Consider the following 22,982-nt stretch of genomic DNA (forward strand, 5'->3'; position numbering starts at 1 on the left):
AACCCAACGGGTATTGCCATGCCGATTTGCGCCATCGAGTCGATCGAGACCATCATCGTCGATCTCCCCACCATCCGCCCGCACAAGCTGGCGATGCACACCATGCAAAACCAGACCCTGGTGATTATCCGCGTGCGGTGCGCCGACGGCATCGAAGGGATCGGCGAGTCCACCACCATCGGTGGCCTGAGCTACGGCAACGAAAGCCCCGACAGCATCAAGGTCAATATCGACCAACACTTCGCGCCGCTGTTGATCGGCCAGGACGCCAGCAACATCAACGCCGCCATGTTGCGCCTGGAGCGCAGCATCCGTGGTAACACCTTTGCCAAGTCCGGCATCGAAAGCGCCTTGCTCGATGCCCTCGGCAAGCGCCTGAGCCTGCCGGTCAGCGAGTTGCTCGGCGGCCGCGTGCGCGATGCCCTGCCGGTGGCCTGGACGTTGGCCAGCGGCAATACGCAAAAAGACATCGACGAAGCCGAAAAAATGCTCGACCTGCGCCGCCACCGCATCTTCAAGTTGAAGATCGGCGCCGGTGAAGTCAGCCAGGACCTGGCCCATGTGGTCGCGATCAAAAAAGCCCTGGGCGAGCGCGCCAGCGTGCGCGTCGACGTCAACCAGGCCTGGGACGAAGCCGTGGCCCTGCGCGCCTGCAAGGTGCTGGGCGATAACGGTATCGACCTGATCGAACAGCCCATCTCGCGCAATAACCGTGGCGGCATGGCCCGGCTCAACCTCTCGAGCCCGGCGCCGATCATGGCCGACGAGTCCATTGAATGTGTCGAAGATGCCTTCAACCTGGCCCGCGAAGGCGCGGCCTCGGTGTTCGCCCTGAAGATCGCGAAAAACGGCGGCCCGCGCGCCGTACTGCGCACGGCGGCGATTGCCGAGGCGGCGGGTATCGGCCTGTATGGCGGCACCATGCTCGAAGGCGGTATCGGCACCCTGGCCTCGGCCCACGCGTTTCTCACCCTCAATAAACTGGCGTGGGACACCGAGCTGTTCGGCCCGCTGCTGCTGACCGAGGACATCCTCAGCGAGCCGTTGGTGTATCGCGATTTCCACCTGCATGTCTCGACCGCCCCGGGCCTGGGCCTGGCCATCGATGAGGAACGCCTGGCGTTCTTCCGTCGCGACAAACATTAAGAGGACGCCTGCGATGTTGTTTCACGTAAAAATGACCGTAAACCTGCCCGTGGACATGAACCCCGAGCGTGCGGCGGCCCTCAAGGCCGACGAAAAAGCCCTGGCCCAACGCCTGCAAGCGCAGGGCAAATGGCGCCACCTGTGGCGCATCGCCGGGCTGTACGCCAACTACAGCGTGTTCGATGTCGACAGCGTGCAGGAACTGCATGACCTGCTGATGCAACTGCCGCTCTATCCCTACATGGCCATCGAAGTGAATGCCCTGTGCCGGCATCCGTCGTCGATCCATGAGGATGATCGCTGAGTCTGTCTAGCCACCTAATAATTACAAGATGAGGATTGCACCATGTCCATTCGACTGTCCCAGACTGCCCACGCCCAACGCTTCCTCGAAGAAGCCAGCGGCAACCTCAATGACGCCGGCAACCCACGGGCCAAGGCGCTGATCTACCGGATCCTGCGCGATACGGTAAATATCATCGAAGACCTGGAAGTGACCCCGCAAGAGTTCTGGAAGGCGGTCAACTACCTCAACGAACTGGGCAAGAACCAGGAAGCCGGGCTGCTGGCCGCGGGCCTGGGCCTGGAGCATTACCTGGACCTGTTGATGGACGCCGCCGACGAGCAAGCCGGCAAATCCGGCGGCACCCCGCGCACCATCGAAGGGCCGCTGTACGTGGCGGGTGCGCCGCTGTCCAAATACGAAGCACGCCTGGACGATGGCCTGGATGCGGCCGTGCCGCTGTTTATGCGCGGGCAAGTGCGCGATATCAACGGCAAGCCGTTGGCCGGGGCGATTGTGGATGTGTGGCAGGCCAACACCGGCGGTACTTACTCCTGGTTCGACCCATCGCAATCGGAATTCAACCTGCGTCGCCGGATCGAGACCGATGCCCAGGGCAATTATCGTTTCCGTAGCATCGTGCCGTCTGGCTACGGCTGCCCACCGACCGGCCCGACCCAGCAGTTGCTCGATCAACTGGGGCGCCACGGCCAGCGGCCGGCGCATATCCACTTCTTCATCTCTGCACCGGGGCATCGGCACCTGACCACGCAGATCAACCTGTCGGATGATCCGTATCTGCATGATGACTTTGCCTACGCGACCCGGGATGAGCTGATTGCCGAAATTCGCTTCAGCGAAGACCCGCAGCTGGCGCGGGAGTTTGGCGTGGAGGGCAAGTTTGCGCAGATTGATTTCGACTTCGAGTTGCAGCCGGCGGCCGCGCCCGTAGAGCAAACACGCATGCAACGCGTACGCGCCCTCGAAGACTGAATGTAGTAAACAATGTGGGAGCAGGCTTTTGTGGGAGCTGGCTTGCCTGCGATGGTGTCGCCTCGGTATTGCAGATAAACCGAGGTGTCTGTATCGCGGGCAAGCCCGGCTCCCACCAATGCCTGCTCCCACAGGTGATCAGCGGTGTGTTGGTTATTTGCGTACGACCAGGTCCAGCACCTCATCCCGGTCCTTGATCTTCTGCAACACGATCTCCGAGCGGATATCCATCACCCCCGCCGTGCGGTTCAGGTGGTTCACGATAAAGTCCGAGAAGTGCTTGAGGTTGCGCGCCTGCACCCGCAGCACATAGTTACTGGCGCCGGTGATCACATAGGCACTGGCCACTTCCGGCCAGCCTTGGACCTTCTTGATAAACGTCTCGTGCCAGTCCTCCACATCCTGGCGTAACGACAGGTGGACGATGGCTTCCAGCTCGATCCCCAACTGCTCGGCATTGAGCACCGCGCGATAACCGCTGATCACCCCCTCACTTTCCAGCAGGCGCAAGCGGCGCAGGCAGGCGGACGGCGACAGGGCGACTTTCTCCGCCAGTTCCTGGTTGCTGATACGGCCATCCTGTTGCAGGAAATGCAGGAGGCGCAGGTCGGTGGCGTCGAGAATCATGCTTAGAATTAATCCGCGTATTTGGAGGTTAAATTCGAATTTCCTACAGCTTATTAAGCCAGTTGTAGCGCACTTTGCACGAAAATTCTGCAAATCTTCGTTCATTATTTGGTCCATCGTCACCTATAAAAACAGGACTTTTCATGACCAGCCGAAATCATTGCCAGACCCTCGACGCCCAAGACCCGCTGGCGCCACTGCGCGATCAATTTGCGCTGCCGGAAGGGGTGATCTACCTCGATGGCAACTCCCTCGGCGCACGCCCGGTGGCGGCGCTTGCGCGGGCACAAGCGGTGATTGCCGAGGAGTGGGGCAATGGTTTGATCCGCAGCTGGAACAGCGCCGGCTGGGCCGACCTGTCCCAGCGCCTGGGCAACCGCCTGGCGCCGCTGATCGGCGCGGGCGAGGCCGAAGTGGTGATTACCGATACCACTTCAATCAACCTGTTCAAGGTGCTCAGCGCCGCCTTGAGCGTGCAGCGCCAACGCCAGCCGCAGCGCAAGGTGATTGTCAGCGAAGCAAGCAACTTCCCCACTGACCTGTACATCGCCGAAGGCCTGGCTGCACTGCTGCAGCAGGGCTACAGCCTGCGCCTGGTGAACAGCCCGGACGAACTGCCGGCGGCCATCGACCAGGACACCGCCGTGGTGATGATCACCCACGTCAACTACAAGACCGGCTACATGCACGACATGCAGGCGCTGACCGCCCTGAGCCACGAGTGCGGCGCGCTGGCGATCTGGGACCTGGCGCACTCGGCGGGCGCGGTGCCGATTGACCTGCACCAGGCCGGCGCCGACTACGCCATTGGTTGCACCTACAAATACCTCAACGGCGGCCCGGGTTCCCAGGCGTTTGTCTGGGTCAACCCGGCGCTGGTCGAGTTGGTGACGCAGCCGTTGTCGGGCTGGTTCGGCCATAGCCGCCAGTTCGCCATGGAGTCCAACTACGTGGCCGGCAAAGGCATTACCCGCTACCTGTGCGGCACCCAGCCGATCACCTCGCTGGCGATGGTCGAGTGCGGCCTGGATATCTTCGCCCAGACCGACATGGCCAGCCTGCGCCGCAAATCCCTGGCACTGACCGACCTGTTTATCGAATTGGTGCAAAGCCGCTGCGCGGCCCATGACCTGACGTTGATCACCCCGCTCGAGCACGCCAGGCGCGGCAGTCATGTGAGCTTTGAGCACCCTGAAGGCTACGCCATCGTCCAGGCGCTGATCGCCCGTGGGGTGATCGGTGACTACCGTGAGCCGAAGATCATGCGCTTTGGTTTTACCCCGCTGTACACCAGCTTTACCGAGGTGTGGGATGCGGTAGAAATCCTTGGCGAAATCCTCGATGAAAAAACCTGGGACCAGCCACAATTCAAGGTGCGCCACAGCGTCACCTGAAAACACCACAAAACCCTTGTAGGAGCTGGCTTGCCAGCGATGAAATCGCCTCGGTCCGACTGACTACCGAGGTGTCTGCATCGCAGGCAAGCCAGCTCCCACAGCCAGCTCCCACAGGTGCTTGGCCAGCAGTAACAATCACAATAATAAAAGGGGCACGCACGTGACCACGCCAGACAACGGCTTTGCAGCAATCACCAACCGCGAACTGGGCCTGCGGCGCCAGCTCACTTCCGGGCAGATGAGCATGATCGCCATCGGTGGCGCCATCGGTACCGGGCTGTTCATGGGCAGTGCCTACGCCATCGGCTATGCCGGGCCCAGCGTGCTGGTCAGCTACGCCATCGGCGCGTTGATCACCTTGTTGTTGATGGGCTGCCTGGCGGAAATGACGGTGGCCCATTCCACCTCTGGCTCTTTTGGCGCCTACGCCGAGTTCTACATCAGCCCCCTGGCCGGTTTTTTGGTGCGCTATGCCTACTGGGCGGCGATTGTGCTGGCGGTGGGCGCCGAGGTCACGGCGGTGGCGATGTACATGAAGTACTGGTTCGCCAACGTGCCGGAATGGGTGTGGATCGTCTCGTTCTCCAGTGTGCTGATCGTGCTCAACGCCATCAGCGTCAAGACCTTCGGCAACTTCGAATACTGGTTCTCGACGATCAAGATCAGCGCGATTGTCGGCTTCATCATCCTCGCGGTGTATGTGGTGTTCGGCTCCGGCAACCCGGATTACGGGGTGCAGAACTACACGGCCCATGGCGGGTTTTTCCCCAATGGCCTGAGTGGCATGTGGATCGCGGTGATCGTGTCGATCTTCAGCTACCTGAGCGTGGAAATGATCGCGGTGGCGGCGGGCGAAGCGGCCGACCCTGAGCAGGCGGTGAAAAAAGCCTTCCGCGCGACGATTGTGCGGCTGGTGGTGTTCTACCTGCTGACCCTGGCGCTGATGCTGGCCATCGTGCCCTGGAACCAGTCCGGGCAGAGCCAGAGCCCGTTTGTCACGGTGATGCAGACCATTGGCATTCCCGGCGCCACCGGGGTGATGAACTTCGTGATCCTGATTGCCGCGCTATCGGCCATGAACAGCCAGCTCTACATCACCACGCGCATGATGTTCAGCCTGTCCCGCGCCGGCTTCGCGCCAAAATCCATGGGCGCCTTGAGCAAGAACGGGATCCCGCTCAATGCGCTGTTGCTGTCCAGTTCGGGCATCGCCCTGGCGACCCTGCTCAACGTGGTGTACCCGGAAAGTTCCTTCACCTTGATGATGGCCATCTCGATGTTTGGCGCGATCTTCACCTGGTTCATGATCTTCCTCACGCACCTGTTCTTCCGCCGCTATCGCAAGCGCCACGGCGGGCCGAAGTTGTCGTTCCAACTGCGGCTGTTTCCCTACAGCACGCTGCTGGGGCTGGTGCTGATGGGCGCGGTGATGATCACCACGTTCTTCACCGAAGCGTTCAAGATGACCCTGGTGTTTGGCGTGCCGTTCCTGTTGATTCTCTCGGCGGTGTATTACGTGTTTTTCCGCAAAGGCACGGACAAGGCATCGAGCAAGGCCCTGGCGTAACCCGGTAACTGCTCGAACGAGCGCGCGCACAACAGCAGTTTGCGACAGGCCCAGTCCTCCGTCAGGGGCTGGGCCTGGAATGGCCGCGCGCGGGGCCAGCGCTGCAACGCGGCCAGCGGCACAATTCCCAGGCCCGCGCCACGGGCGACCATGCGCATCACCCCATCAAAACCATCGGCCCGCACCCGGGTCTGCAAGCGAAAGCCTGCGTGCAGGGCCTGTTCCTCCAGGTACACCGCCAGCGCGCTGTCGGCGGCCAGGCCCACGTAGTCGTAGGGAAGGCTGTCGATAAAACTCAGCGCGCCGGCCGTCAGCGCGTGACCCGTCGGCAGGATCAACACCAACGGGTCATCGCGAAACGGCCGGGTCTGCAAGCCATGGGTGTCCACCGCATCGGAAATAATCCCCAGGTCCGCCGCGCCCTGGCGCAGGGCGTGGGTGATGCGCAGGCTGGGCAGCTCTTGCAGGTCGATATCGAGGTTGGGGTGGGCGCAGAGAAAATCCGCCAGCAACTCCGGCAGGTATTCGCTGAGGGCGGTGGTGTTGCACAGCAGGCGCACCTGGCCTTTGACGCCGTTGGCGTATTCCGCCAGCTCCTGTTGCAGGCGTTCGGCCTGTTGCAACAGCAGGCGCGCGTGCCGGGCCAGGGCGTTACCGGCGGCAGTCGGGGTCACGCCACGGCGGCCGCGCTGCAGGAACTCGACGCCCAGTGAGGCCTCCATTGCGCGGATGCGCGCACTGGCGGCGGCCAGGGACAAGTGGCTGCGGGCGGCGCCGGCGGTGATATTGCCGGCGTCGAGGATGTGCAGGTAGAGGCGCAGGTCGGTCAGGTCAAAGTGCATGGCTGGGGTTCTCGGGTGCCTGGACGGGCTTTATCGCAGGCAAGCCAGCTCCCACATTTGGAAGGGTGAACACATTCAGAATGTGGGAGCTGGCTTGCCTGCGATAGCGGTCTGAGCCTCACGCAAAACAAGAGGCTGCCTCAGTATATGGCGAATTTCCAACCCCACGCCAAACCCGCAAACTGCCCCCATGACCACCTTCCTCGCGTTCTACCAAAACCTGGGCTCAGCCCTGACTCTGCTGGTGATCGGCACCTTCCTGCTGGCCGGTGCCGTCAAGGGCGTGATCGGCCTGGGCCTGCCCACCGTCGCCATGGGCCTGCTCGGCCTGGCTATGTTGCCGGCGCAGGCTGCGGCTTTGTTGATCATCCCTTCGACTATTACCAACCTCTGGCAACTGAGCTTCGGGGGGCACCTGGGCGCATTGAGCAAACGCCTGTGGCCCATGCTCCTGCTGGTTTTCTTGGGAACCGGGCTCGGTTCGCTGTGGCTGGGCATGGACGGTGGCCCCTGGGTGGTGCGGGCCTTGGGCGGGGCGTTGCTGGTGTATGCGCTGTGCGGGCTGTTGCTGCCGACGTTCCGTGTGCCTGCCCGCACCGAGCGCTGGCTGGGCCCGCTGTGTGGGCTGCTGACGGGGATCATCACCTCGGCCACCGGCGTCTTCGTGATCCCGGCCGTGCCCTACCTGCAAGCACTGGGCTTGAGCCGTGACCAACTGGTGCAGGCGCTGGGCCTGTCCTTCAGCGTGTCGACCCTGGCCCTGGCAGGCGGGCTGTTCTGGCGCGGCAACCTCGGGGCCGGCGAACTCAATGCTTCGTTGCTGGCGCTGGTGCCGGCGCTGCTGGGCATGTGGCTGGGGCAAAAGCTGCGCCAGCGCATCAGCGCTGTGCTGTTCAAGCGCGTGTTCTTTATAGGCATGGCAGCCCTGGGCGGGCACTTGCTGGTGGGTGGCTAGCGCAACAATCAAATGATTACTCGTGCCTTAGGGTCAAAAGTGTTTTGTCGATCCGTGGCTTACTCCCCCGAGGAGTTGCCCGTAGCCTGCGCTCATACATTTTCAACCTTCAGGTAAACCCCCATGAAAAAAGTTCTGTTGCTCAACGGTGGCAAGAAATTCGCCCACTCCGATGGTCGCTACAACAACACCCTGCATGACGCCGCCCTGGCGGTGCTGGACCGGGGTGGTATCGACGTGAAAGTCACTCATATCGACGCCGGCTACGACGTGGCCGAAGAAGTCGCCAAGTTCCTCTGGGCCGACGTGATCATCTACCAGATGCCCGGCTGGTGGATGGGCGCCCCGTGGATCGTCAAGAAGTACATCGACGAGGTCTTCACCGAAGGCCACGGCAGCCTGTACGCCAGCGATGGCCGAACCCGTTCCGATGCGTCGCAAAAATACGGCAGCGGCGGCCTGATCCAAGGCAAGCAGTACATGTTGTCGCTGACCTGGAACGCGCCGCAGGCCGCATTCGATGACCCCAGCGACTTCTTCGAGGCCAAGGGCGTGGACGCGGTGTACTTCCCGTTCCACAAGGCCAACCAGTTCCTCGGCATGAGCGGCCTGCCGACGTTCCTCTGTGTGGACGTGATGAAACGCCCCTCCATCGAGGCTGATGTGCTGCGCTACGAGCAGCATCTGGCCCAGGTGTTTAACCTGGCGCCGTAATACGGCTAGTATCCACGCAGCCGTATTCACGAGGATGCACGTTGAAAGCCCGATCCGATGAGCTACAGATCTTCGTCTGCGTGATTGAATGCGGTTCGATTTCCGCCGCCGCCGAACAAGTCGGGCAGACGCCCTCGGCGGTCAGCCGCACCCTGTCGCGGCTCGAAGCCAAGCTCGACACCACCTTGATCAACCGCACCACGCGGCGCATGGACCTGACCGAAGAGGGCAAGTACTTCTTCGAGCAGGCCAAGTTGATCCTGGAACAGATGCAAGCGTTGGAAGAGCGCCTGTCGTCGCGCCAGAAAACCCCGTCCGGGCGCTTGCGGATCAATGCCGCGTCGCCGTTCATGCTGCATGCCATCGTGCCGTACGTCGCCGAGTTCCGCCGCCTGTACCCGGATATCCAGCTGGAGCTCAACAGCAACGACCTGATCATCGACCTGCTGGAGCAGAGCACCGATATCGCCATCCGCATCGGCGCCCTGGCGGATTCGACCCTGCACGCCCGCTCCCTGGGCTGCAGCCCGCTGCATATCCTTGCCAGCCCGGCCTATCTGGCACAACACGGCACGCCAGCGACCGTGGCCGACCTGGCCAACCATACGTTGCTGGGCTTTACCCAGACCGAAACCCTCAACCACTGGCCGCTGCGCCATGTGCAGGGCGACCGCTGGCAGATCGAGCCGGGCATTGCCGCGTCCAGCGGTGAAACCCTGCGCCAACTGGCGTTGGAGGGGCAGGGGATCGCCTGCCTGTCGCACTTCATGACCATCGAAGACATCAACGCCGGCCGCTTGCAGACGGTCCTGGCTCCGTTCAACAGCGGTTACCGCCAGCCGATCCACGCGGTGTACTACCGCAACTCGCAACTGGCCCTGCGTATCCAATGCTTCCTCGACTTTATCCAGGAAAAACTGGCGCGCTACGCCTGTTGACCTGCCCGTTGTAGGAGCCGGCTTGCCTGCGATAGCGGCCTGAAGGTTGCGGGGTGATGCAACTGGCCTCATCGCCGGCAAGCCGGTTCCTACTGGTTCGGTTTCGTGGTTTTGCGTACCATCGCCGCCTCATCCCCCGCAACTCCCCCGGTAAACCCATGAAGCTCTCTCGTCTGCGCGCCGACGCCCTGGCCGGACTCACCACGTCTTTTGCCTTGTTGCCCGAATGCATCGCCTTTGCCCTGGTAGCCCACCTCAACCCTCTGATGGGACTGTATGGCGCCTTTATCATCTGCACCTTGACCGCGTTGTTCGGCGGCCGGCCGGGGATGGTCTCGGGGGCGGCTGGGTCGATGGCGGTGGTGATCGTCGCGCTGGTGGTGCAACACGGGGTGGAGTACCTGCTGGCGACGGTGGTGCTCGGCGGCCTGATCATGATTGCCTTCGGCCTGCTGCGCCTGGGCAAGTTGGTGCGCATGGTGCCGCACCCGGTGATGCTCGGTTTCGTCAACGGCCTGGCGATCATCATCGCCCTGGCGCAACTGGAGCATTTCAAAAGCGCTGAGGCCTGGCTCAGCGGCACGCCGTTGTATGTGATGACGGGGTTGGTGGCGGCGACCATGGCCATCGTCTACCTGCTGCCCCGCCTGACCCGCGCGGTGCCGCCGGCGCTGGTGGCGATTCTTGGCGTGGGGCTTGCGGTGTACCTGCTGGGCTTGCCCACTCGCACGCTGGGCGACATGGCCCACATCGCCGGCGGCCTGCCGACGTTTGCCCTGCCGCAGATCCCCTGGACCCTGCAAACCCTGGGCATCATCGCGCCTTATGCGTGTTTGATGGCCATGGTCGGGCTACTGGAAACCTTGCTGACCCTCAACCTCACCGACGAAATCACCGAGACCCGTGGCTACCCCGACCGCGAAAGCGTGGCCCTGGGCGCGGCGAACATGGTCAGCGGGGTGTTTGGCGGCATGGGCGGCTGCGCGATGATCGGGCAGACGGTGATCAACCTCAGCTCGGGCGGGCGCGGGCGGTTTTCCGGGGTGTTTGCCGGGGTGATGATCCTGCTGTTTATTTTGTTCCTGTCGCCGCTGATCGAGCGCATTCCCCTGGCGGCGCTGGTGGGGGTGATGTTCGTGGTGTCCCAGCAGACCTTTGCCTGGGCGTCGCTGCGGGTGATCAACAAGGTGCCGCTCAATGATGTGCTGGTGATCATCGCGGTGACGGTGATCACGGTGTTCACCGACCTGGCCACGGCGGTGCTGTGCGGGATTGTGATTGCCGCGCTCAACTTTGCCTGGCAACAGGCGCGGGAGTTGTACGCCGATGAACATCTGGAGGCCGATGGCAGCAAGCTCTATCGCCTGCATGGCACCCTGTTCTTTGCCTCGACCACACCGTTCTTGAACCAGTTCGACCCGGCCAACGATCCGGCCCAGGTAACGCTGGACTGCCGGCACCTGAGCTTTGTCGACTATTCAGCGATTGCCGCGTTGATGACCTTGCGCGAGCGCTACGCCAAGGCCGGCAAGCACCTGCGGGTGCTGCACTTGTCGGAGCGCTGCAAGAAACTGCTCAAGCGTGCGCGGGTGCAGCACGACTGATCCTGGCGGGATAGGCGAGGGGGTTAGGGGCCGACGAGGTTTTCCAGTTCCTCGGCGCGGGTCTGGGTCATGTCCAGCACACAGCCCGAGCCGTTGACCTGATCGATGCTGGCGCCGGTCGCGGAGCCGACGAAGGCGCAATTGGCATCGCGGTATTTGATCCACAGGCGTTGCACATCCTGCAGTTGTTGCTTGCGCTGGCCCTGGGCATCCAGCGCGGCTTTATAGGCGTTGTTCAGGCGCTGGTCCTGAATCCTGGTTTGTTCAACGTTGCAACTGACCATCGCCGCCGTGGTGTTGGCGGCGTCCAGGCACTTTTGCAGGGCCGGGCTGCTGTCGGCGGCCACTGCGGTGCCGCACAAGGCCAGCCACAGCGTGCTGGCGGTGAAAGTTCTCAGGTTCATCTTGGGCTTCCTGGCGGTTATTGGGTTGCAGTTTAGGCCAGCAGTCGAGTTTCCCGTATCTGCTCTGTGCTGCATGTAAGAACTATCCCCCGATTTTCATCCTGGCTCTGCGGGCATGTCCCAAAGCGACAGCGCTTACCTGTGGGCGAAAATTACTTTCATAAAATTTGAAAACCATCCTCGGTAATGATTTATGAGTTTCACAACCAATTCGACGTGACCCTTTCCGAGGAGTACCGCATGGCCGCATCACCGGGCGTCTGGCTGTTGGCATACGCTGCCATCGCCATCATTGCATTGATCGTGCTGATTGCACGTTACCGGCTCAACCCGTTTATCGTCATCACCCTGGTATCCATCGGCCTGGCGCTGCTGGCCGGGATGCCGGCGGATACGATCATGGGCTCCTACGAGGCGGGCGTCGGCAAGACCCTGGGGCATATCGCGCTGGTGGTGGCCCTGGGCACGATGCTCGGCAAGATGATGGCCGAATCCGGCGGCGCCGAGCAGGTGGCGCGCACCCTGATCAACCGTTTCGGCGAGCGCAATGCCCACTGGGCCATGGTGTGCATTGCCTTCCTGGTGGGGCTGCCGCTGTTTTTCGAGGTCGGTTTTGTACTGCTGGTGCCGATTGCCTTTACCGTGGCCCGGCGCGTGGGCGTGTCGATCCTGATGGTCGGCCTGCCGATGGTCGCCGGCCTGTCGGTGGTGCATGCCCTGGTGCCGCCGCACCCGGCGGCGATGATGGCGGTGCTGGCGTATAACGCCTCGGTCGGGCAAACCGTGCTGTATGCGATTTTGATCGGCATCCCCACCGCGATCATCGCCGGCCCGGTGTACGCCAAGTTCATCGTGCCGCGCATCCATTTGCCCGCCGAAAACCCGCTGGAACGCCAGTTCATCGAGCGCGAGCCGCGCACCCGCCTGCCCAGTTTCGGCCTGACCATGGGCACCATCCTGTTGCCGGTGGTGCTGATGATGATCGGCGGTTGGGCCAACCTGATCTCCACGCCTGGCAGCGGCTTCAACCAGTTCCTGTTGTTTATCGGCAACTCGGTGATCGCCTTGCTGGTAGCGACCCTGGTCAGCTTCTGGACCCTGGGCCTGGCCCAGGGCTTCAACCGCGAGTCGATCCTCAAGTTCACCAATGAATGCCTGGCGCCGACCGCCAGCATCACCCTGCTGGTGGGCGCGGGCGGCGGTTTGAACCGGATCCTGGTAGATGCCGGCGTGACCCATGAAATCCTCGGCATGGCCAATGCCTTCAACCTGTCGCCGCTGGTGATGGGCTGGTTGTTCGCTGCGCTGATGCGCATTGCCACCGGCTCGGCGACCGTGGCCATGACCACCGCGTCGGGCGTTGTCGCCCCCGTGGCCCTGGGCCTGGGTTACCCACACCCGGAATTGCTGGTGCTGGCGACCGGTGCCGGTTCGGTGATCTTTTCCCACGTCAACGACGGCGGCTTCTGGCTGATCAAGGAATACTTCAATATGACGGTGATCCAGACCTTCAAGACCTGGACCGTACTGGAGACTTTGATTTCAGTGGTCGCCTTCGGCCTGACCTACGGCCTGTCTCTTGTTTTATGAGCCTCATCCTGTAACCCGGAGACCCCATGGACATCCTCTACCAGATCCGCGCCCGCCAGGATTCCTTCAGCGCTGGCGAAGGGCGTATCGCCCGGCTGATGCTCGATGATGTGGGTTTTGCCGCATCCGCCAGCCTGGAAGAGCTGTCCCAGCGGGCCGAGGTCAGCACCGCCACCTTGTCGCGCTTTGCCCGCAGCGTCGGTTGCCGCGACTTGCGCGACCTGCGCCTGCAACTGGCCCAGGCCAGTGGCGTGGGCAGTCGTTTTCTGGACCCGGCGGGGTTGCCCGAGCAGTCGGCGTTTCATCGCCAGATCCTCGGTGATATCGAAGCGACGTTGCGCCAGCACCTGTCGGGCTTCAACCAGGCCGGGTTTGTCGATGCGGTGAACCTGCTGGGCAAGGCGCGGATGATCCACGCGTTTGGCATGGGCGGCCCGTCGAGCCTGTGCAGTGAAGAGTTGCAGGTGCGCCTGGTACGCCTGGGCTACCCGATTGCCGCCTGCCGCGACCCGGTGATGATGCGGGTCACGGCCGCCACGTTGAGCGCCGAACACGCACTGATTGTCTGCTCCCTCACCGGCCTGACGCCCGAGCTGCTGGGCGTGGTGGAACTGGCCCGCAACTATGGCGCGCGGGTCGTCGCCATCACCCTGGCCGATTCGCCGCTGGCGCAGTTGGCTGACGTACTGCTGCCGCTGCAACCAGCGGAAACCAGTTTTATCTACAAACCCACGGCGGCGCGCTACGGCATGTTGCTGGCCATCGATTTACTCGCCACCGAACTGGCCCTGGCCATGCCGGACGACAACCAGGAACGCCTGCGCCGGATCAAGCTGGCCCTGGACGACTATCGCGGCGGCCCTGACAGCCTGCCGCTTGGAGATTGAAATGAAGTACCACACGCTGATTCGCCAGGCGCTGATCATTGATGGCAGCAACACGCCGGGGTATCTCGCCGACGTGGGGCTGCGCGAGGGGCGGATCGAGAAAATCGGCGACTTGTCGGCCGCCCGGGGCGAGCATGAGATCGAGGCCAATGGCCGCGTACTGGCACCGGGTTTTATCGACGTGCACACCCACGACGACACCGTGGTGATCCGCCAGCCGCAGATGCTGCCCAAGCTCAGCCAGGGCGTGACCACGGTGATTGTCGGCAACTGCGGCATCAGCGCCGCGCCGGTCAGCCTGCGTGGTGCCCCACCGGACCCGATGAACCTGCTGGGCAAGGCCGAGGCGTTCGCCTATCCGCGTTTCCTCGATTACCGCGCGGCGGTGGAAAACGCTCACCCGGCCCTCAACGTCGCGGCATTGATTGGCCATACCGCTTTGCGCAGCAACCATATGGACGACCTGCACCGCACCGCCACCGCCACCGAAATCGCGGCGATGCGCGAGCAACTGCAGGAAAGCCTGGCGGCGGGCGCCCTCGGCTTATCCACAGGCCTGGCCTACGCCAGCGCGTTCAGCGCCGACACCGACGAAGTGCTGCAACTGAGTGAAGAGCTGACGGCGTTTGGCGCGGTGTACACCACCCATCTGCGCAGTGAGTTCGAGCCGGTGCTGGAGGCCATGGACGAGGCGTTTTTGATCGGCCGCCACGCCAAGGCACCGGTGATCATTTCCCACCTCAAATGTGCCGGCGCCGGCAACTGGGGGCGTAGTCCACAGCTGCTGGCGTCCCTGGAACAGGCGGCGAAGAGCCACCCGGTGGGTTGCGATTGTTATCCCTATGCCGCCAGTTCCTCGACCCTGGACCTCAAGCAAGTCACCGATGCATTTCGCATCACCATCACCTGGTCGACGCCGCACCCGCAAGTGGGCGGGCGCGATCTGCAGGACATCGCGGCCGAATGGGGCGCATCCCTGCTGGACGCCGCCCGCCGCCTGCAACCGGCGGGGGCGGTCTATTACGGCATGGATGAGGCCGATGTGCAGCGCATCCTCGCCCACCCACTGTCGATGGTCGGCTCCGATGGATTGCCGGAAGACCCGTTCCCCCATCCGCGCTTGTGGGGCGCATTTCCACGGGTGCTCGGACATTTCAGCCGCGACCTGGGACTGTTCCCGCTGCACACAGCCGTACACAAAATGACCGGCCTGTCGGCCGCGCGCTTTGGCCTGGCCGAGCGTGGCGAAATCCGCGAGGGGCATTGGGCTGACCTGGTGCTGTTCGACCCGTTGCGGGTAAGGGATGTGGCGGACTTCAAGGACCCGCAACGTGCCGCCGAGGGGATTGATGGGGTGTGGGTCAATGGTGTGTTGAGCTACTGCGAGGGGCAGGCGAATGGTCACAGGGCTGGGCGCTTCCTGGCGCGTAGCGGGGATTTGCGGCGGGGTTTTGCCCAGGTGTGATCGGCCGTGAGGTGTGTCGGATTGTGGTCAATGAGGGCTTACAAAAGGTAGGTTGTGACGGTGGAAGCGCTATCTAAGATGGGCAGGATTTCTTACGGAGAGCCTGTATGCCAAATCAATATGATAGCGTCAGTCGTTTCGGTAATCCGCCCAACGTTGCGGCCGCGTTGTACGCCAGTGGCCCTGCTGCCAGCATTCATGCGGCGACCGCCAATGCGCTGGCAGCCTTTCCTTTCCCCCGCGATACGATCAAAGGCTGGATCCAGGAAAAGGTCTGGAACCTGACCAACCAATGGATCGACCCTGACAAGGTCTACCTGCATAAATTTTCGTCGGCGCACAGCAGGCACAATCCCAGTGCGGTGACGGGCTGGGAGCACAACGGGGCTCCCGAATCCTCAATGACCCTCACCGAGGCCGTCGCCAGCGATTTTTTCTCGGCGCAGCGCTATGGCGCTGCCGGGAAGGCCCAGGCGGTAGCCCATTTCCTGTCTTCGAACACAAGCCCGTTCTCCCTGTTTAAAAGTGAAAGCGTCACGGACTTTTTCAGCCGTCTGGGCCGGTTCGTTCTTGATCGAACCGGGCCTGGCTACATTTACTCGAAAATTCATGATGATGTACCCAATGCCCAGGAGGCCTGGCGGGACCTGGATTCAGTCTACGGCCTCTATCTGGATGGCCCGCAAAAGGGCAGCTACAACGCGGACAATCAACTGCGCATGAAGCCCAGCGAGTTGTTGGATTTGGTGCGCGAGGGCGACTTGCAGAAGAAGGTGATTGCCAAGCTGGACGACTTCTGGACCCAGCACGGCAGCGAGTGGCGCACGCTGGCGAAAAAGCAGTTTGTGATGCAAGCCCGAGCCGCCCGGAGCCTGAACCAGAAAGATCCCAGCCAGGGCTTGAGCCCGCAGGCGTATGCCAGCGTCATGCAGGCGGCCGCGCCCAACGTGCCGCTCGAAGGCCCGGTGTCAAAAGAACAGTTACAGGCCGAGGCGGCGCCAGGGCCGGACACCCGGGTGTTGTGCTTCGACATCAATGGCTACCGCTCCAACAACATCCTGCGGTTTGTCGCGAAGGATGGCAGCGAAACCTTGTATATCCCCGGGGGCCAACCCTCCTTGCTGGCGTTCAAGGACCGTGCCGAAGTGGACCAGTGGGTACTTGCGCAGAGCAACGACCCGGCGAAGGCCACGGCGCTGGAGGCGCATTTTTCCTTGCGCGATCGCCAGCAGGGGGTATTCGGCGCCCTGAGTGCCAGCGGTGTGGACAGTACCCTGAAAAAACTAGGTTCTCGTGACCTGGCGGCCAACGACAGCCATATCGACACCCTGAATTACCCTGTCGGTGGTGATGTGTTTTCCTTCATGGCCAGCCAGACACGTGAGCGCATCAACAACGATGCCGATACCGAAATGAAGTCCAATGCCGAGGTGTACAAGGACGATGCCCTGGGCCTGTTGCAAGCGGGCAATGCGGTCTTTGCCATCCCGATGGCATTGCTCGGGCCGATTGGCCTGGCGCTTGGCACCGCATTGTTTGAAGCACAGGTGGGGCTGGAAATCGACACGGCTGTGCAAGGCGATACCCAGGCCGAGCGCGCGAGTGGCTTGCATGCTGCGGTGATGGACGTGGCGACGATGGGGTTTTTTCATGCGCTGGGCAAGTCTGTTCCTCTCACTGCCGATCCTGCCGTCGAGGCAGCCTCACCAGCGGGCCAGGGCGAGGCTGCAAACGGCGCGGGAGCCAGACCTTTTTTCAATTATCGACGAGTGAACGGCAAAATTGGCGTGCTGATGAGCCCCGACGGCCCGCCACGTTTACCCGCGCCGCTGGGGGGCAAGCTGAATCCTGCGTGGGATCCCTCCATGGAAATCTACCTGCAGTCGGGATCCCGGCGGCCGCAGGTTCAGCCCAGGTATGAGACCCCACAGCCCAGCCCCAAAAGACCCAGGCTTGACGACTCGGAGGGGGAACTGTCGGAGGATGAGCAGTCGCCACCTTCCGTGGCTTCGGATGCCACTTCATCCGGGGATTACGATCCCTATGAGGATAATGTCATCAAGACCAACCCCTTCAAGGCCGGCGTCACCCTGCCTGCCGGTGGGTATTTCAACAGTCGGGGCATGATCGAGCGCACCGACCGGCCCAAGTTGTATCGCGTCGAAAAGGCCGAGCGCGTGGAGCGCCGGGGGGACCCGTTGGATGTTGGTTTTCGGGACTCAAACTTCTTTTCCGGGCCCGAAAAAATGATGGATGGCAAGGTGCTGGTGGCCTCTGGCTCCAAGGCCGCGGCCATGCATTTTGGCGAGACAGAGTTCAGCGGCGATTACCATTTGTACGAAATCGACAGCCGCGGCATTCCTTCCGTGTCCTTCAATGAAAACATCGACGCCAACCCCCAGTTCGTCGAGGCCCGCCAGTGCGTTGCACCCGGTACCCTTGAGCGTCTGCGCAACGAGGGGCGCCTGGATCAGTTTGCGGCAAATGCCTATAGGTTCGATGAGGTGCATGTGTCCAATGAGGATCTGTCGAACGCGCGGATCACCAAAATCCCCCATGGTTGAACGCAGCGTCGTCAGGCATTCACAGTGGACGGGCTATGGGGTAGGGTGATGGCGCCTCAACAGGGAGTATTCTGGATTTGGAGAGTCTTATGCGGTTAGGAAACGTCACCCCCATCCTGCGGATTTTCGACGAGGCCAAGGCGCTGGAGTTCTACGTCGATTTCCTGGGATTCAAGGTCGATTGGCAGCACCGGTTCGAAGCGAATTTTCCGTTGTACCTGCAAGTGTCGTTGGGCGAGTGCGTGCTGCATCTATCCGAGCACCATGGCGATGCATCACCGGGCGCAGCGGTGCGGATTCAGGCATCAGGGGTGGATGGGTTCCAGCAGCAATTGCAGGCCAAGAATTATCGCTTTGCCAAGCCTGGAGTGGAGGAAACACCCTGGGGCTCGCGGGAGATGAGCATCAAGGACCCGTTTGGCAATCGGCTGGTGTTTGTCGAGGAAGGGCAAGCCTGATCGACAAATTTCAGGCAATAAAAAACCGCCTTGGTAGGGCGGTTTTTTATTGCAATCCCAGTTAGTGGTTGGGGTTGCTGTCTCAAAAGACGCAATCGACCTGCCCGCGAATATTAACGTTGACCATATCGGTTCGCAAGGTTCAACGATGATCGGCACCGATCGCTTCTGAAGCTTTTCTCGCGTCAAAGCTGACTGCAAAAAGCTGCAATAAATCTACCGTCAAATACTGGATGCTTGACCACTATTGGTCACACCTTTGGCCTAAATGTTGGTTAGGATCTCCCCCGTTCTGCGTCTGTCGCTTTTAGGTGAGTCGGGTATGCGGGCGAATTCCGGACCGGCCGCCACGGGCTAGTAATCCGTGCCGGATTCATGCGGAAGGACCATTAGCCCGGCCACCTCAAGAGACGTAATCGACCTGCGTCCAAAGGCTCGCGTGTTCCGGTAAGTGCGCTGGAGGTAAGGCCCAACTCTTAGGAGGGCCGAGTATGTCCAAGTTTGCACGACGTACGTGGGACCTCGTAGTGAATTGCCTGCGTGTTTATCACGTCTGGAAATTCCTGCGAGACAGCTTCGATGACCGTTAAGGCCTGAGAAGTGGAGCCGCCCCGGTTTCGGCCGGGGCGGCTTTTTGCTTAGACCCGGAAGTGGCTGACCATCTGCTGCAACTGGCTGCCCAGCCGTGCCAGTTCGACGCTGGACTTGGCAGTCTCGTCGCTGGCCGTTGCGGTCTGTTCCGATACGTCACGTACATTGACGATGCTGCGGCTGATCTCTTCGGCCACGGCGCTTTGCTGTTCGGCGGCGGCGGCGATCTGTTGGTTCATCGACTGGATGTTCGACACCGTGCGGGTGATGTTCTCCAGGGAGACGCCGGCCTTGCGGGTCAGTTCGACGCTGCTGTCGGTCAGGCTGCGGCTGTTGTTCATCACAGCGGCCACTTGCTGGGTGCCGTTCTGCAAGCCGGCGACCAGGCCTTCGATTTCTTCGGTGGATTTTTGCGTGCGCTGGGCCAGGCCACGTACCTCGTCGGCGACCACGGCAAACCCACGCCCGGCTTCACCGGCGCGCGCCGCTTCAATCGCGGCGTTGAGCGCCAGCAGGTTGGTCTGCTCGGCCACGGCCTTGATCACGTCCATCACGCTGCCGATCTTGTTGCTCTCTTGTTGCAGGTGGGCCATGGCGTCAGTGGAGCGTGCCACTTCGTCGGCCAGGCGTTCGATCTGGGCGATGGCTTCGGCCACCACCTTGTCGCCTTCGCGGGCCTGGCCATCGGCGGCGGATGCGGCCTGGGAGGCTTGTTCGGCGTTGCGCGCCACTTCCTGCACGGTGGCGGTCATTTCATGCATGGCGGTGGCCACTTGATCGGTTTCGATTTTCTGGCTGTTGACCCCGGCGCTGGTCTGCTCGGTCACGGCCGACAGCTCTTCGGCTGCGCTGGCGATCTGCGTGACGCCGTCGCGGATCCCGGAAATCAGCTCGCGCAAGGTGGTGCCCATGCGCTGGATGCCTTGTTGCAGCACGCCTAGTTCGTCGCGGCGGGTCACTTGGATGTTGTGGCTCAGGTCGCCGGAAGCGATGCGCTCGACCACGGCCAGGGTTTCCTGCAGCGGGCGGGTGATCTGCCGGGTGATGACCAGCGCGGCGATAATCCCCACCAGCAGCGCCAGCACGGTGCTGATCAGTTGCAGGCTGCGGGCCTGGACGCTTTCGGCGTCGCGTCGTTGCAGCTGGATGTCATACAGCGCTTCGCTGCGCGACACGATATCGGCACCCTGCACGGTCATTTCCTGTCGCGCGAGGACGATATTGGCGTTGGCCGCTTTATACGCCTGTAGCGCATTGCGATAGGCGCCCAGGGCATTTTCCAGGGCGATCAGCTCGGCCTGCTGGGACTCACCAAACACGTTCTTCAAGCCTTTGAGGCCATTGATCGCCGATTCAATCTGCGCCGCGGCACGGGCTTCGGTGTCCGGGTTGACGTTGCCGGTGTAGCCGCGCACTTCATAGCGGGCCACCTGGAACTCTTCCTTGGCGTGGTTGACGGCGTCGTACTGGGCGAAGCGTTCACTGCTTTCAGGCAACTGCCGCACGCTCTGGTCCAGTGCCGCAATCACCAGGCCGGCGGCGTCGGCGCGTTCGCCCATGGTCTGGCGAGCCGCGTTGCCGTTACGGTAGGCCTCGCGCATTTTGTTCAGCGACTGCCGGTAGGCGGTGATGATGTCTTTCTGCTCGTTGAGCAGCTTGAGGTTTTCCGGGCTCTTGAAGCTGTTGACCAACTGTTGCTGCTGCGCGGCAAAACTGTCGAGGGTGGTCTGGACGTTCTGCGCCACGGTTTCATCGCCGTTGGCGAGCATGTATTGCAGGCGCACGATCCGCAGTTTGGTCAGCGAGGCGTTGAGCTGGGTGATGTCGCTCATCCAGTTGCTGCGGTCGATCAGGCTGCCCAGGCTGGTCCAGCCGGTGAGCGCGAGGATCGAGGTGAGCACCAGTACCAGGCCGAAGCCCAGGCCCAGTTTCAAGTTGACGCTGATGTTGCCAAACCATGTATTCATCGAATTCCTCCAGGAACAGATTGCGTGTACATCAGTTGCTGGAAGATCGCCCAGCCGATGGATAGTCAGGAGATATCGGCAGGCAGGGCGAGAGCTGAAACGGTTTTTTAGCCAATGTGGGATTGGCGGATGAGCGGTCATTACTCCCGATGTAGGCGCTCTTCACCCGTTGGGCAGAATGCTCAGGACCAGACACGATGCGGCATCCCGGCTGAGGTGGATGCGATTGTGGGCAATGCGCGGGTCGTGGGCCTGGCCCTCGGCTTCGCCGCTGTTGGGGTTGACGTCGAAGCGCGGGAAATTGCTACTGGAAATGTCCAGGCGCAGGCGATGGCCCTGCTTGAACAGGTTGCAGGTGGCAAATGGCTCGATGTTCACTTTCACCCGCTCGCCGGGTGTCAGCGGTTTGGGCTGCTCCCACGCGTCGCGATAACGGCAGCGGCGGATGCCGTCGGTGATGTTCATCGCAAAGCCTTGCGGGTAAGCGGCGCTCGGCGGGTAGACATCCACCAGCTTGGCGGTGAAGTCGGTGTCCGGCGCGTCGCTGTCGATCCATAGCTCGATCTGCACCGTGCCGGCGACGATCAGGTCTTCGGTCAGGGGCGCGGTCTCAAAGCTCAGCACATCGTTGCGCTCGCACAGGGGGCGATTGTCACCATGGGTGCCAAAAAAGTCCGCGCGCTCACGCTGGTCGAAGGCGCCACCGACGAAGATCGGCGCACCGGATGTCAGTGCGCCGCCCACGGTTGGCACCGGGTTGGCCGGGTCGGCGTAGTAACCCAGGACGGCCTCGTCAGCGCTGGGCGCAACCTCGGTCAATTGCCGTTGTTCATCCAGGTACAAGGTCAGCGCCTGGGTGCCGGGCAGCGGCCATTGCTCGGCCTGCAACCAGCGGCCGCCGTGTTGCAGGCGCCCCTTTTCATCCGGCAAGCCGCTGCCGCCGCCCATCAGGAACACCTGCACCTGGGCTTGCGGTGGCTGCGTCCCTGGCTTGAGGGATTGCTCGAACCATTGCAGGCGGCAACTCAACCAATCTTGCGCCACCTGGCCGTCAAACGCGGCCTGGGCGCCGAACTCCACATCGCCGCTATGGCTGATATTGCGGTCACCGTGCAACCACGGCCCCATGATCAACTGTTGCGGTGCACGGTTGGCGCGGGTGAATGCGGCGTAGTTGGCCAGGGTCGAGCTGACATAAGCGTCATACCAACTGGACATGAACAATACGGGAATATCCGGCAAGTCCGCGTAATGACCTTCGGCATAAATTCCCGACTTCTGCCAGTAGGGGCCGAAAGTGCCCTGGGCCCACTGCTCCAGCAGATAGGCTTCGTACTCGGGCACATGGCGCAACGGTGATTGACCCGCCTGCCAGGGCATGCGGCGGAACCACTCATGGATGTCTTCGTCTTCCAGCGCCTGGCGTACTTGCGGGTCGGCCAGGGCTAGCGGGCTTTCCTTGGCCTGGCGAAAGGCCCAGGTAGCCTGCTTGAGTTCAAACGCACCGCCCTGGCGAATCCCGCATTGGTAGGCGTTGGCGAAGCCGCCGCTGTCGAGCACCATGCTGCTCAGGCCCGGCGGGTGCAGGCAGGCCATCGCCAGCTGGGTGTGGGCCGCGTAGGACAGGCCCATGCTGCCGATCTTGCCGTTGCACCATGGCTGGCGAACGATCCAGGCCAGGGTGTCGAAGCCGTCTTCGCCCTCGGCGGTGTATTTGGTGAACACCCCTTCGGAGGCGTAGCGCCCGCGGCAATCCTGGAATATCGCGACAAACCCCTGGGCGGTAAAACGCGCCGCCATCTGCTCGCGGGAGATGTGCTGGCCGTCGAGCTGTTTTTCCGAGCGCGACGGTTTGCGCTTGTCATAGGGCGTACGTTCGATCACCACCGGATACGGCCCTTCGCCGCCCGCCGGCAGGTAGATATCGGTGGCCAGGTGGATGCCATCGCGCATGGCGATCATCTGGTTGTGCAGGGTTTGCATAGGTAAA

General features: G+C 62.2%; 19 protein-coding genes and 1 pseudogene. 14 read left to right on the forward strand and 6 right to left on the reverse strand.

Going from position 1 to position 22,982, the window contains the following annotated elements:
- Positions 1-18: 18 nt before the first annotated feature.
- Genes ACSSVH_RS03315 through catA form a run of 3 tightly spaced genes read left to right on the forward strand, consistent with a single transcriptional unit; the run spans position 19 to position 2,422 of the window.
- On the forward strand, positions 19-1,146 hold the full coding sequence (locus ACSSVH_RS03315; RefSeq protein ID WP_170043669.1) for a muconate cycloisomerase family protein: 1,128 nt from the start codon (positions 19-21) through the stop codon (positions 1,144-1,146).
- Between the two features lie 13 nt (positions 1,147-1,159).
- Positions 1,160-1,450, forward strand: a complete 291-nt coding sequence (gene catC / locus ACSSVH_RS03320; protein ID WP_029299901.1) for a muconolactone Delta-isomerase — start codon at positions 1,160-1,162, stop codon at positions 1,448-1,450.
- A 42-nt stretch (positions 1,451-1,492) separates the two neighbouring features.
- The gene (gene catA / locus ACSSVH_RS03325) at positions 1,493-2,422 is read left to right on the forward strand and encodes a catechol 1,2-dioxygenase (RefSeq protein WP_169955131.1); all 930 of its coding nucleotides are present in this window, start codon (positions 1,493-1,495) and stop codon (positions 2,420-2,422) included.
- 153 nt (positions 2,423-2,575) lie between these two features.
- On the opposite strand, the gene ACSSVH_RS03330 is transcribed toward catA, so the two are convergent.
- Positions 2,576-3,049, reverse strand: a complete 474-nt coding sequence (locus ACSSVH_RS03330; protein WP_017531067.1) for an Lrp/AsnC family transcriptional regulator — start codon at positions 3,047-3,049, stop codon at positions 2,576-2,578.
- Between the two features lie 143 nt (positions 3,050-3,192).
- Between ACSSVH_RS03330 and kynU the strand changes: the two genes are divergently transcribed.
- Positions 3,193-4,443 carry a kynureninase gene (gene kynU, locus ACSSVH_RS03335; protein ID WP_492634075.1) on the forward strand — a complete coding sequence of 417 codons (1,251 nt, stop codon included), beginning with the start codon at positions 3,193-3,195 and terminating at the stop codon, positions 4,441-4,443.
- 163 nt (positions 4,444-4,606) lie between these two features.
- Positions 4,607-6,013, forward strand: a complete 1,407-nt coding sequence (locus ACSSVH_RS03340) for an amino acid permease (protein ID WP_169955129.1) — start codon at positions 4,607-4,609, stop codon at positions 6,011-6,013.
- On the opposite strand, the gene ACSSVH_RS03345 is transcribed toward ACSSVH_RS03340, so the two are convergent.
- Positions 5,959-6,855 (reverse strand): LysR substrate-binding domain-containing protein, encoded by an 897-nt coding sequence (locus tag ACSSVH_RS03345; RefSeq protein WP_170043667.1) that lies wholly within the window; start codon positions 6,853-6,855, stop codon positions 5,959-5,961. The two genes, ACSSVH_RS03340 and ACSSVH_RS03345, sit on opposite strands and share 55 nt — an antisense overlap.
- 190 nt (positions 6,856-7,045) lie before the next feature.
- On the opposite strand from ACSSVH_RS03345, the gene ACSSVH_RS03350 reads away from it, so the two are divergent.
- The 4 genes from ACSSVH_RS03350 to ACSSVH_RS03365 all read left to right on the forward strand — a co-directional run bounded on the left by ACSSVH_RS03350 (position 7,046) and on the right by ACSSVH_RS03365 (position 11,066).
- Positions 7,046-7,810 (forward strand): sulfite exporter TauE/SafE family protein, encoded by a 765-nt coding sequence (locus ACSSVH_RS03350; protein ID WP_170043666.1) that lies wholly within the window; start codon positions 7,046-7,048, stop codon positions 7,808-7,810.
- A 123-nt stretch (positions 7,811-7,933) separates the two neighbouring features.
- On the forward strand, positions 7,934-8,524 hold the full coding sequence (mdaB, locus tag ACSSVH_RS03355; RefSeq protein ID WP_169955126.1) for an NADPH:quinone oxidoreductase MdaB: 591 nt from the start codon (positions 7,934-7,936) through the stop codon (positions 8,522-8,524).
- A gap of 41 nt (positions 8,525-8,565) precedes the next feature.
- Positions 8,566-9,462, forward strand: coding sequence for a LysR family transcriptional regulator (locus tag ACSSVH_RS03360; protein ID WP_169955125.1), 897 nt, complete (start codon positions 8,566-8,568; stop codon positions 9,460-9,462).
- A gap of 158 nt (positions 9,463-9,620) precedes the next feature.
- Positions 9,621-11,066 (forward strand): SulP family inorganic anion transporter, encoded by a 1,446-nt coding sequence (locus ACSSVH_RS03365; protein WP_170058538.1) that lies wholly within the window; start codon positions 9,621-9,623, stop codon positions 11,064-11,066.
- 23 nt (positions 11,067-11,089) lie between these two features.
- Here ACSSVH_RS03365 and ACSSVH_RS03370 read toward each other — a convergent pair whose 3' ends face one another.
- The gene (locus tag ACSSVH_RS03370) at positions 11,090-11,470 is read right to left on the reverse strand and encodes a lysozyme inhibitor LprI family protein (RefSeq protein ID WP_492634076.1); all 381 of its coding nucleotides are present in this window, start codon (positions 11,468-11,470) and stop codon (positions 11,090-11,092) included.
- Positions 11,471-11,656: 186 nt separating this feature from the next.
- On the opposite strand from ACSSVH_RS03370, the gene ACSSVH_RS03375 reads away from it, so the two are divergent.
- The 5 genes from ACSSVH_RS03375 to ACSSVH_RS03395 all read left to right on the forward strand — a co-directional run bounded on the left by ACSSVH_RS03375 (position 11,657) and on the right by ACSSVH_RS03395 (position 18,434).
- The gene (locus ACSSVH_RS03375; protein ID WP_169955122.1) at positions 11,657-13,060 is read left to right on the forward strand and encodes a GntT/GntP/DsdX family permease; all 1,404 of its coding nucleotides are present in this window, start codon (positions 11,657-11,659) and stop codon (positions 13,058-13,060) included.
- A 26-nt stretch (positions 13,061-13,086) separates the two neighbouring features.
- Positions 13,087-13,947, forward strand: coding sequence for a MurR/RpiR family transcriptional regulator (locus ACSSVH_RS03380; protein ID WP_169955121.1), 861 nt, complete (start codon positions 13,087-13,089; stop codon positions 13,945-13,947).
- 1 nt (position 13,948) lies between these two features.
- Complete coding sequence (locus tag ACSSVH_RS03385) at positions 13,949-15,412, forward strand: N-acyl-D-amino-acid deacylase family protein (RefSeq protein ID WP_492634077.1); 1,464 nt, start codon at positions 13,949-13,951, stop codon at positions 15,410-15,412.
- Between the two features lie 107 nt (positions 15,413-15,519).
- Positions 15,520-17,976, forward strand: a complete 2,457-nt coding sequence (locus ACSSVH_RS03390) for a dermonecrotic toxin domain-containing protein (RefSeq protein WP_492634078.1) — start codon at positions 15,520-15,522, stop codon at positions 17,974-17,976.
- 89 nt (positions 17,977-18,065) lie between these two features.
- Positions 18,066-18,434 carry a glyoxalase superfamily protein gene (locus ACSSVH_RS03395; protein WP_170043659.1) on the forward strand — a complete coding sequence of 123 codons (369 nt, stop codon included), beginning with the start codon at positions 18,066-18,068 and terminating at the stop codon, positions 18,432-18,434.
- Between the two features lie 638 nt (positions 18,435-19,072).
- Here ACSSVH_RS03395 and ACSSVH_RS03400 read toward each other — a convergent pair.
- The 3 genes and pseudogenes from ACSSVH_RS03400 to ACSSVH_RS03410 form a co-directional block, all read right to left on the reverse strand.
- Positions 19,073-19,936 (reverse strand): methyl-accepting chemotaxis protein, encoded by an 864-nt coding sequence (locus ACSSVH_RS03400; RefSeq protein WP_492634692.1) that lies wholly within the window; start codon positions 19,934-19,936, stop codon positions 19,073-19,075.
- Positions 19,937-19,975: 39 nt separating this feature from the next.
- A pseudogene (locus ACSSVH_RS03405) lies at positions 19,976-21,133 on the reverse strand (methyl-accepting chemotaxis protein); the annotation flags it as partial.
- Between the two features lie 21 nt (positions 21,134-21,154).
- On the reverse strand, positions 21,155-22,975 hold the full coding sequence (locus ACSSVH_RS03410) for a CocE/NonD family hydrolase (RefSeq protein ID WP_492634693.1): 1,821 nt from the start codon (positions 22,973-22,975) through the stop codon (positions 21,155-21,157).
- Positions 22,976-22,982 lie beyond the last annotated feature (7 nt).

Source organism: Pseudomonas sp. HC1(2025) (assembly GCF_058742075.1).